This is a genomic window from Bacteroides faecis (genome assembly GCF_020091505.1).
In the GTDB taxonomy this organism is placed as follows: Bacteria; Bacteroidota; Bacteroidia; order Bacteroidales; family Bacteroidaceae; genus Bacteroides; species Bacteroides faecis.
Genome location: NZ_CP081916.1, coordinates 1,661,039 through 1,672,171, shown reverse-complemented (window position 1 = coordinate 1,672,171; position 11,133 = coordinate 1,661,039). Strand labels below are relative to the sequence as shown.

Here is an 11,133-nt window from a genome sequence, read left to right as displayed (position 1 = left end):
CCATTTTTAGAAATTTGGTTCCCTTATTAATCTTTTTTAATTGTGCCATCCACCATATGTACCGTTCTATCGGTGATTTTAGCCAATCCCTCATCATGAGTGACTATCACGAAAGTCTGTCCCAGACGGTCCCTCAGGTCGAAGAACAATTGGTGTAAATCTTCTTTATTGTGTGTATCCAGGCTTCCGGAAGGTTCGTCCGCAAGGATGACAGCGGGGTGATTGATCAACGCACGGGCTACGGCAACCCGTTGCTTCTCTCCCCCCGACAGTTCGTTCGGCTTATGAGACGCACGCTCGGTGAGTCCCATGAAAGCCAGTATTTCCATAGCACGGTCGGTAGCTTCCTTAGACGATACTCCGGCAATAAATGCAGGGATCATCACGTTCTCCAATGCGGTAAACTCCGGCAGAAGCTGATGAAACTGAAACACAAAGCCGATATTCTTATTGCGGAAGGCCGAAAGTTCTTTCTCCTTCATCCGGCTGACGACAGTTCCGTCAATCGCTACCGTACCCGCATCCGGCTCGTCGAGCGTTCCCATAATCTGCAACAGGGTGGTTTTTCCGGCACCGCTGGGACCGACAATACTGACGATCTCTCCTTTATTTATTTCCAGATCAATGCCTTTCAGCACCTGCAAAGAGCCAAAACTCTTGGTTATTCCTTCTAATTTGATCATAATAGCTTCTTAGATTCGTTTAATGACATATTCCGCCAGATAGCAGCCGAAAACCGCCGGCATATAGCTGACCGTTCCACAGGTAGATTTCTTATTCCGTTCGTCGTCGGTGAGCAATACCGCTTTCGGGTCCGCCTGCTCGGTACTGAATACGACAGGCAGTTTACGCTTTACTCCCATCTTCTGCAAACGCTTCCGCACTGCTTTGCTGAGCCCGCAATGATAGGTATCCCAAAGATCAGCAAAACGTATCTGCGTTATATCGCTCTTCGCACCGGCTCCCATACTGGAAACAATCTTTATATGACGCTTCATCGCCTCATAAATCAGAAAACATTTAGGACTGATCGTGTCGATGGCATCCACTATAAAATCGAATCTGGCAGAGTCCAGCAATTCGGGAATATTCTCGTCTTTCAGGTAAACGGGTAAGACGGTGAGTTCAATATCCGGATTGATATCCTTATATCGTGCCGCCAGCACTTCCGCCTTCGGCATCCCCAGAGTAGAGTGCATGGCAGGAAGCTGGCGATTCATATTGGTAGGCTGCACGGTATCGGCGTCTACAATCGTCATCCGCCCGACCCCTGCCCGGCAAAGCATTTCGGCAGCATACGCCCCTACGCCTCCCAGACCGACGACCAGTACATGCGAAGCCCGGATACGCTTCATTTTATCTTCTCCCAGCAGGAGTTCCGTCCGTTGTTGCCAGTTCTCTTCCATCAGCTTTTCTTAAACCATTTATAAAACCATTTGCCCACCTTTTCATAATGCTGCGATTCGTTGTAGCCACGCGGGTCGGAGAAAGATACAATCTCCTGCGGATCACCGAACTGGTCGGGATACAGGATAATCAGACTGTTGTTCGAGAAGTATTTGCTCAACTGTGCCGGCAGACGTTCGAAAGAAGGATCATACGAGATAGAACCCCGGCGGGCCGAGATAACGACGAATAAATGATCGTAGTTCACCTGTCCGGTCAACAGCAAAAGATCGCCCCACTCTTCGAGCATGGAAAACTCGGTCGGAGTGCCGCTGAATTTCTTCTTTACCAGTTGTTGCAGGCGCATCAGTGTACGTTCGTTGGCGAAGAAATGTACGCGACAGCCAAGAATACTTCCCATCCGGCAGAAATGCTCTACCCATTTGGAGAAGCCTGTTTCAAATTCGGCTTTAGGCGGAACAGCGATGATAATACGGCGGAGCGTATTGACCGGCATCAGGAATTTGGCTATCATCACTTCGCGGTGAGTACCTTTCAGCAGACTTTCGGCAAGGTTTCCGAAAAAAGAATCGACAATATTGGCCTTGCGGTGCAGACCGATCACTACATCCGTAGCTTCATATTCCTTGATGGTATGTATAATTCCCGAAGCAATGTTCAAATCATAACGGCTCACCATCGTCACCGGGACATCGGCGGCAGCGGCAATCATCGCCGCTTTTTCCAGATTCCGCTTGCCTTGCAGTTCTTTATTCTCCGAGCTGTTATTGTCATTAATCACATTCAGGGCAATCATGCCATTCTTCTGCTTGGTATCTTTGATGACTAGCGCAAGATTGACAAGGTTCTCAATCGTTTCCGGATTGGCTACCGGAATCAAAATCTGTTCCATCGTTTTCTTCACGCCCTTATCTTCCGGCTGCGTATCTTCATTCAGTGCAAAACGACGGGCGGAGCGTTCCGTTACCAGCGAACTGATCACACAGGTGAAAAGAATCATCACGACCGTACCGTTCAGCACATCATCATTGAGCAGCCGCTCGCCGTTCTCCATGATGATTTCGTGTCCGATCAGCACCGCTGCCAGTGTGGCTGCCGCCTGCGCATTACTCAATCCGAAGATCATGCTGCGTTCATTGGACTGCATACGGTAAATCTTCTGCGTGAGCCATGCTGCCAGCCATTTGCTGAAAGTAGCTACCACCGTCATGACTATCGCCACTTTCAGCGCTTCGCCACCTGTAAACAGACTGCGGACATCAATAATCATGCCGACACCGATCAGGAAATAAGGAATGAACAGGGCATTTCCTACAAATTCCAGCCGGTTCATCAATGGAGAAACATGAGGAATCAAACGGTTCAAGACCAAGCCTGCCAGGAAAGCTCCCAAAATACCTTCCATCCCAACAAACTCCATCAGTCCGCCGCCGAGGAAGACCATAGCCAGCACGAACACGAACTGCATCACACTGTCGTCATACTTCCGGAAAAACCAACGTCCGATACGGGGGAAGAAAAAGATGATGAGAAAACCCAGAAAGGCTACTTTCGCCACAAGGAATACCCAGAACAGACCGTCGACAGTGCCTTTGAACATTCCGCCTATGACAGCAAGGATGATCAGGGCAAGAGTGACCGTAATCGCCGTACCGCCAATCGTAATATTGACACTGCGCAAACGGGACAACCCGTAACGGCTGATAATAGGATAAGCAATCAAGGTATGGGAAGCATACATACTGGCAAGCAATACGGCAGTAAGAAAACCATACCCCAGCATGCTCATACTGCTCCATATACCCAACGCCATAGGAATCAGGAAGGTAAGCAAGCCGAAGACAACACTTTTCATCCGGTTTTTCTTGAAGTCTTCCATGTCCATTTCAAGTCCGGCAAGGAACATGATATAGTAAAGTCCGACTTTACCGAACAATTCGAAACTGCTGTCACGATCGAGCACATGGAATCCGTGTTCGCCGATCAGCACACCCGCCAGAATCATACCGATAATATGAGGTATATGAAGGCGCCCCAGAATCATCGGAGCAAACAGAATTATAATTAGTACCAAAAAAAACACCCACGTCGGATCAGTTATTGGTAACGCTAAATTGAATTCAAACAGGTTCATAGGTCCGTGGTTTTAGGATTTCAATGCAAAGGAACAAAAAAGTTCGCATACCTCCAATTCATAGGTAGATAGATTGAAATAATAATTCTTCGACAAAAATGCGGTTTATATGGCAAAATGTTATAATTTTGCAGCCAAATCTATCCTATTCGTCAGAACTGGAAGATAAATACAGTATTCACATTTAACAAAAGAAAAAGATGAAAGTAGCTATTGTTGGCGTAAGCGGAGCCGTAGGACAGGAATTCCTGCGCGTGCTCGATGAGAGAAACTTCCCGATGGACGAGTTAGTTTTGTTCGGTTCTAAACGTAGTGCCGGAACAACTTATACTTTCCGCGGTAAACAGATCGAGGTCAAACTCTTACAACACAACGATGACTTTAAAGGAGTAGACATTGCTTTCACTTCTGCCGGTGCAGGAACATCCAAGGAGTTCGAGAAAACAATCACCAAGTATGGTGCTGTGATGATCGACAACTCCAGCGCTTTCCGTATGGACGCTGATGTACCTCTGGTAGTGCCCGAAGTAAATGCCGCAGACGCGTTGGAGCGTCCGCGTGGCGTCATTGCCAATCCTAACTGTACAACTATCCAGATGGTAGTTGCACTGAAAGCCATCGAACAGCTTTCTCATATAAAAACCGTGCATGTTTCTACTTATCAGGCTGCCAGCGGTGCCGGTGCTGCCGCTATGGACGAGCTGTACGAACAATACCGTCAGGTATTGGCCAACGAGCCTGTGACTGTAGAGAAGTTTGCTTATCAGCTGGCATTCAACCTGATTCCGCAAATCGACGTGTTTACAGAAAACGGTTATACCAAAGAAGAAATGAAAATGTATAACGAAACACGCAAAATCATGCACTCTGACGTGAAAGTCAGCGCAACTTGTGTACGTGTTCCTGCATTACGTGCTCACTCTGAAAGCATTTGGGTGGAAACAGAACGTCCGATCTCTGTGGAAGAAGCCCGCGAAGCATTTGCCAAAGGCGAAGGACTGGTGCTTCAGGACAACCCGGCAGAAAAGGATTATCCGATGCCGTTGTTCCTTGCAGGCAAAGATCCTGTCTACGTAGGACGTATCCGTAAAGACCTGACCAACGATAACGGACTGACATTCTGGATTGTAGGTGACCAGATCAAGAAAGGTGCCGCGCTGAATGCCGTGCAGATCGCTGAATACCTGATCAAGGTAAAGAACGTATAAGATATATAGATAAGACCAGAATAAAGGTCGGCTTGCACTGTGACGATTGTCGCGTAGCAAGCCGGCCTTCTTTGTTTGCTTTGAAGCTACACACACTTTCTTTCCACATCTTCCAGTATCATCAGGCTATTCCCTATTCCCCTGTAGTTCCAAATTCAGTTCCAACCGTTGAAACAGCGTGTTTCATGCCTTGGAACAAAGTGTTTCAAGCAATGAAACAAACTGTTTCAAGTAATGAAACAAAGTGTTTCAAGCGGTGGAACAAAGTGTTTCAAGCGCTTGAAACTTTTTGAAACACCTGTCGATAGAGTTGAATGAACCGCACCATCCGGTCAGGTTGACCGGATCTGTTGCTCCAATTCACCTGTTCTTTCAGAAGGCTTGAACCATTTATCGGCCAATAATGCATGACGTCTCAGCTATTAACGTCTGATTTATCAGTTATTAACAGCCGGGACATCAAGCATTAATAGTTAACATATCAAGCATTAACACACTAGAAATCAACAAATAACATCAGGAAAACAATATACTACAGGACAAAAACAGAGTGAGAGCAAACGCTTGCTCTCACTCTGCTACCACAGTTGCTACCATAGCTGAAACACCGATGAACAAAGGGATACAGACAGACAGTGAGAGCATGGGAGCAAAACCTATGTTTAATTCACTTGGAGAGAAAAAGCAGGAAACGGAATCAAGCTATACCTATTTATGGGTACTCATATACCTAAAATTAACCATTATTTGCGATTGTACCATTGGCGATATAGAGCGAAATTTGCACAAAATTTGTTCTATGAGATCTTCTGCACTTAAAATAATGCTTTGCTTGCTTCTTTCTTTCACTGTTTTCAGAATTGAAGCCAGCCCCAACATTTATTCTATCTCCGGTCGTATCTCCGACGAAAGGGCGGGTTCTCCATTACCCGGTGCATCCATCCTGATCAAAGGTACCTATTTGTGGGCAATATCCGATCAAAAGGGAGAATTCACGATACAAGGAGTACAGGAAGGCAAGTATAATCTGGAAGTTTCCTTCCTCGGCTATGTTCCGGCCACAGTTCAAGTGGATGTGAACCATCCTATAAAAGGATTAAAAATACTGTTGAAAGAAAATACGCTCGCATTGGATGATGTGGTGATTACCGCACAGGCTCCCAAAAGCGAACTGAATACAACTCTTTTCATCGGAAGTAATGCGTTGGAACACTTGCAGGTATCTAATGTAAGCGATATCTCTTCCCTTCTTCCGGGAGGGAAAACGAAAGTTCCGAACCTGACCAACAACAATGTATTTTCATTAAGAGACGGAGGTTCGTCTGCAGGTAACGCGGCATTCGGTACGGCAGTAGAAGTGGATGGCGTACGCATTGGCAACAATTCCTCTTTTGGTAACATGAGCGGAATAGACACCCGCAACATTAGTGTAGCAGATATCGAGTCGGTCGAAGTCGTTACAGGAGTACCTTCGGCAGAATATGGAGACCTGAACAGCGGTATGGTGAAGATACATACCAAAAAAGGCAAGACCCCGTGGAATATTCTCCTGTCTGTCAATCCCCGTACAGAACAGGTTTCCTTTTCTAAAGGACTGGATTTAGGGAATGACAAAGGTACTGTCAACATCAGCGGCGAATGGACCAAAGCCACTCAGAAATTAACTTCACCCTATACATCTTACACACGAAGAGGATTCTCTGCCGGCTATAGCAATACATTCCGCAAGGTGCTTAGATTCGATGTCGGATTCACCGGCAACATTGGAGGTATGAACACCAAGGACGATCCTGATGCATACACCGGAGAATACACGAAAGTAAGAGACAATGTATTTCGGGCAAACACCTCATTGACATGGTTGCTCAACAAGTCATGGGTTACCAACCTCAAACTTGACGCATCCGTATACTTCAATGACAATCACTCGCACGCGCATACCTTCTATTCTTACGCGTCCGAACAGCCTGCCGTTCACACCGAACAAGAAGGCTATTTCATTGCCAACAAATTACCATATACCTTTTTTGCCGACCAGATCATCGATTCCAAAGAACTGGATTACGCCGCATCACTGAAATATGAATGGAACCGACGGTTCAACCATGTGAACAGCAATCTGAAGGCCGGTGTTCAATGGAAAGGGACAGGAAACGCAGGAGAGGGAGAATACTATCAGGACCCTTCGTTAGCTCCTAACGGATATCGTCCGCGTCCGTACACATCTTATCCGTACATGCACAATGTTTCGCTTTATGCAGAAGAAAACTTATCATTCCCTGTCGGCAACACAATGGTAAGACTCATGGCAGGCGTACGTTGGGAGAATCTGTTCATCAGCGGTACACAGTATGAGAAGTTGAATACGGTATCTCCCCGTTTCAATGCCCAATGGCAGTTGAACAGCCACATTTCCATCCGGGGCGGATGGGGAATTACCGAAAAGCTGCCGTCGTACTATGTATTGTATCCCAGACAGGAATACCGGGACATCCAGACATTCGGGCTTTCTTATAATAATAATGAGTCATCCTACATCTATTACAGTCAGCCATACACGTTGCTACACAACGAAAAGCTGCGCTGGCAGCGGAATCAGAATGCGGAACTAGGTATTGACATGAACATGGGCCGGACAAAAGTTTCATTGGTCGGATATTTCAACCGAACGAAACTGCCTTATAAATATACCAACAGCTATACTCCGTTTTCATACAATGTGCTTCAGTTGCCGGACGGATTCAGCATGCCCGCCAATCCGCAGATCAATGTGGACAACCAGACGGGAATGGTCTATATACGGGAAAACGAATCCAGCTATTGGACACCGATGGACGTAAAAGTAACAGATCAGACATTTGTCAAGTCTGCTTCACCGGATAATGGAACGGATGTAGTCCGCAGAGGAGCCGAAATGATTGTCGACTTTCCGGAAATAACTCCTATCCGTACACAAATCCGGGTAGATGCCGCCTATACGTATAGCAAATACATTGACAATTCGCTATCTTACTATTATCAGAACGGATGGTCGCACACCAGCCTTGCCAACCGTTCGTACCAATATGTAGGTATTTATGCCAATGGCGACAATCCATCAGCAACAGCCAACGGCAAACGCACACACTCACTGGATGCAAATATCACAGCGATTACCCGTATCCCCAAAGCCAGACTGATTATATCATGCAGGCTGGAAGCTTCTTTGGTGAAGCGGTCGCAAAACATATCCGAGTACAACGGCAGAGAATATGCTTTCAATGTCAGTCAGGACAATCATACAAAAACAGGAGGAAGTATTTATGACGGCAATTCTTATACGGCCATCTATCCGGTGGCATATCTCGACCTGAACAATGAGGTGCATCCTTTTACCGAGGCCGAAGCCGGAAATCCGGAATTTGCCCATCTGATACGCAAGTCGGGCAACGCCTATACATTTGCCGCAGATGGATATGATCCTTATTTCTCCGCCAATATTAATATCACCAAAGAGATCGGTGACCATGTATCTCTGTCTCTCAATGCTATTAACTTTACCAACTCACGACCGTATGTGAAATCGTATGCAACCGGTGTCAGTGCCGTTTTCACTCCGGATTTCTATTACGGACTCACTTGCCGCGTTAAATTTTAAACTTATGAAGCGATCTATATACATATTATTAGTAACTGTTGTTTATGCCGTAGCCGGATGCACGGACATCGACAAGGCCAATCCTTATGATGACCAGCTGCATACGCTGCAAGTCACCGCCGTTTATCCGGATGAATACGCTGAATATCTCCGGGAGGGAGTGACTGTGAAAATAGAGGATGTGGACCGTGGCAACTCTTACCGGACAAAGACCGACAAGAAGGGAACGGCACAATTCTCACTGACCAATGGTATATACCGCATACAGGTCAGCGACAAGAATGGAACGCATATCTTCAACGGACTGGCAGACAATGTGAAACTGGCCAACAGCGACATGACCTTCAGCCTTCCATTGACTCATTCCAGAGCCGGAACAATCATTATCAAAGAAATCTATTGCGGAGGATGCAAAAAGCTGCCACTGGAAGGAGATTATCAGTCCGACAAATACATCATCCTGCACAACAACGATTCGGAAGTACAGTACCTCGACAGCTTGTGCTTTGGAGCACTCGATCCTTATAATTCACACTCTACCAATGTATGGGTGACACAAGACGAGATGACCGGAGCAACGATCTTCCCCGATTTCGCCCCCGTTATCCAGTGCATCTGGCAGTTTGGCGGTACCGGCAAATCGTTCCCCCTCCAACCGGGTGAAGATGCAGTCATTGCCATCAACGGAGCGATCGATCATGCGGCGCAATACCCGCAATCTGTCAACCTGAACAAACCCGGGTACTTTGTATGCTATAACAATGTTTATTTCCCGAATACGCTGTACCATCCGGCTCCGGGTGATCAAATCACATCGGACCACCACCTGAATGTAGTCATAAAGACAGGACAGGCCAATGCGTATTCTTACTCGATTTTTTCTCCCGCCACCATCATCTTCAAGGCTAAAGGGACTACCATACAGGACTATGTTCTTGGAGCGGGCAACGTCATACAAAAGCCCGGAAGCACAGTGGACCAGGTCATAAAGATTCCTCTGGACTGGGTGATTGACGGAGCGGAAGTATATTATGGCGGTTCTTCAAGCAACAAAAAGAGAATCTCCCCTTCTATTGATGCCGGCTACGTCACCCAAAGTGCAACGTACAGCGGACGCAGCCTATATCGCCATATAGACGAAGAGGCCACGCAGGAGGCAGGCTATGAGGTAATGGCAGATACGAACAACTCTTCTACCGATTTTTATGAACGGGATAAACCATCATTGCATGAGTAATATGAAAAGAATCTATATAGAATGTCTGCTGCTGTGTATCGTGTCCGGAATATCGGCACAGACTTATGACATAGTAGAACGACGCAACTCATGGAACGCCGGAGCCAATGTCACAGGTATCATGATGGAGAACACGAACGCCTCCTATGCCGAATTGTATGGCAGCAATAATCAGGGTGACTTCCGCAACTCTTACGAGGCAAGCAAGACGTGGAGTGCCGGAACGACAGCGAAGTCCATTACGCATCTGAAAGATTACTCTTTAATCGGATCATTCTCGTTCGACCACACTTCCGGCAAGGATATGAGCGGTTCTATGTTTATCCATCCCGGATTTTATCCTGTAGATATTCTGGAGTTCACACCCGGACGCAAAGACCTGCAAACTTACTCCTTTATGGGAGGTATAGCCACCAATTTGAACCCGAACTGGCGTCTGGGAGGAAAGATAGACTTTGCTTCTGCCAACTACTCCAAACGAAAAGATGTGCGTCATACCAATTACCGACTGGATCTGCAAGTGGCTCCCGGCATCATGTATCATTCGGGAGAACTGGCCATCGGGCTTTCCTACATTTTCGGTAAAAACAGCGAATCAGTCAAAGCGGAAGTAATCGGTACGGCAGAAAGTCTGTACAATGCTTTTCTGGACAAAGGATTGATGTACGGAGCCTACGAAACATGGAATGGCAGTGGCATTCACCTGAGCGAATCGGGCATCAACGGTTTCCCTATCAAGGAGTTATCACACGGAGGAGCACTGCAGTTTCAATGGAAGGGTTTCTATGGTGATATTGAATACACCCATTCTTCCGGCTCTGCCGGTGAAAGAGAAACCATCTGGTTCAAATTTCCCACTGACCGGCTCACTTCCCATATCAGCTATCGTTTCAGGCAAGGCAGTAACGAGCATTTTATCCGATTCAATCTGCAATGGTCTCATCTGGTCAACAATGAGAATGTGCTGAGCAAAGAGACTGTCAACGGAGTGACAAATACTCATATTCATGGTTCGAACCGTATCTTCGAAAAAGAAGTTTTCACGGCCAATCCCGAATATGAACTAATGAGCCGTCGGGGAGAAGTGCGTTTGGGAACGCATCTTTCCACCTTCAAACAACTCACTACCCAGATGTATCCTTATGTAGCTTCACAAAAGATGTTTTGCAGCCGGACGTATGTTTCCGGAGTGCTCCATACGGGAAAGTTAGATTTGAAAGCAGCCGTCTCTTTCTCGACAGGAAACTCCAGCGAGAAAAACAGGACTGCCGAAACGAATACGGAACCCGGTGATCCTCCGTATCGTCTGACAGATTACTACAATCTGCAAAACGAATATGCAACGGCTTCCCAAGCAACTTTCAATCTCGGATTACGCTATAACTTCAACCGGGGAATTTATGCGGAAGTTCAGGGTAGCTATACACACGACTTCAATCTCCGGTATATAGAAGGTTCGAGCCGCTGGAACGAAACGATTAAGTTAGGTTATACTTTTTAAATTTATTCT

Annotated in this window: 7 protein-coding genes; 4 read left to right on the top strand and 3 right to left on the bottom strand. The window is 46.5% G+C overall.

What is annotated here, in order from left to right; translation table 11 throughout:
* Positions 1-26 precede the first annotated feature (26 nt).
* Genes K6V30_RS06695 through K6V30_RS06685 form a run of 3 tightly spaced genes read right to left on the bottom strand, consistent with a single transcriptional unit; the run spans position 27 to position 3,541 of the window.
* Positions 27-683 (bottom strand): ABC transporter ATP-binding protein, encoded by a 657-nt coding sequence (locus tag K6V30_RS06695; protein WP_010536319.1) that lies wholly within the window; start codon positions 681-683, stop codon positions 27-29.
* A 9-nt stretch (positions 684-692) separates the two neighbouring features.
* Positions 693-1,406, bottom strand: a complete 714-nt coding sequence (locus tag K6V30_RS06690; RefSeq protein WP_010536318.1) for a tRNA threonylcarbamoyladenosine dehydratase — start codon at positions 1,404-1,406, stop codon at positions 693-695.
* On the bottom strand, positions 1,406-3,541 hold the full coding sequence (locus K6V30_RS06685) for a cation:proton antiporter domain-containing protein (RefSeq protein ID WP_010536317.1): 2,136 nt from the start codon (positions 3,539-3,541) through the stop codon (positions 1,406-1,408). Before K6V30_RS06685 ends, K6V30_RS06690 begins: the two co-directional genes overlap by 1 nt.
* A gap of 200 nt (positions 3,542-3,741) precedes the next feature.
* Here K6V30_RS06685 and K6V30_RS06680 point away from each other — a divergent pair, with 200 nt between their 5' ends.
* The 4 genes from K6V30_RS06680 to K6V30_RS06665 all read left to right on the top strand — a co-directional run bounded on the left by K6V30_RS06680 (position 3,742) and on the right by K6V30_RS06665 (position 11,124).
* Entirely contained in the window at positions 3,742-4,749 is a 1,008-nt protein-coding gene (locus K6V30_RS06680) for an aspartate-semialdehyde dehydrogenase (RefSeq protein ID WP_010536316.1), read from the top strand.
* Between the two features lie 823 nt (positions 4,750-5,572).
* Positions 5,573-8,386 (top strand): TonB-dependent receptor, encoded by a 2,814-nt coding sequence (locus K6V30_RS06675; RefSeq protein WP_055269171.1) that lies wholly within the window; start codon positions 5,573-5,575, stop codon positions 8,384-8,386.
* Between the two features lie 4 nt (positions 8,387-8,390).
* Entirely contained in the window at positions 8,391-9,623 is a 1,233-nt protein-coding gene (locus tag K6V30_RS06670) for a DUF4876 domain-containing protein (RefSeq protein WP_055269104.1), read from the top strand.
* Positions 9,616-11,124, top strand: a complete 1,509-nt coding sequence (locus tag K6V30_RS06665) for a DUF6850 family outer membrane beta-barrel protein (protein ID WP_055269103.1) — start codon at positions 9,616-9,618, stop codon at positions 11,122-11,124. The genes K6V30_RS06670 and K6V30_RS06665 overlap by 8 nt, the downstream gene beginning before the upstream one ends.
* The last annotated feature ends 9 nt before the right edge of the window (positions 11,125-11,133 follow it).

What these genes read in the sequence shown, in the direction of transcription:
- K6V30_RS06680 (WP_010536316.1), top strand. Translation starts at nt 3,742, where the DNA reads ATGAAAGTAGCTATTGTTGGCGTAAGCGGAGCCGTAGGACAGGAATTC.
- K6V30_RS06670 (WP_055269104.1), top strand. Translation starts at nt 8,391, where the DNA reads ATGAAGCGATCTATATACATATTATTAGTAACTGTTGTTTATGCCGTA.
- K6V30_RS06690 (WP_010536318.1), bottom strand. Translation starts at nt 1,406, where the DNA reads ATGGAAGAGAACTGGCAACAACGGACGGAACTCCTGCTGGGAGAAGAT.
- K6V30_RS06665 (WP_055269103.1), top strand. Translation starts at nt 9,616, where the DNA reads ATGAGTAATATGAAAAGAATCTATATAGAATGTCTGCTGCTGTGTATC.
- K6V30_RS06695 (WP_010536319.1), bottom strand. Translation starts at nt 683, where the DNA reads ATGATCAAATTAGAAGGAATAACCAAGAGTTTTGGCTCTTTGCAGGTG.
- K6V30_RS06685 (WP_010536317.1), bottom strand. Translation starts at nt 3,541, where the DNA reads ATGAACCTGTTTGAATTCAATTTAGCGTTACCAATAACTGATCCGACG.
- K6V30_RS06675 (WP_055269171.1), top strand. Translation starts at nt 5,573, where the DNA reads ATGCTTTGCTTGCTTCTTTCTTTCACTGTTTTCAGAATTGAAGCCAGC.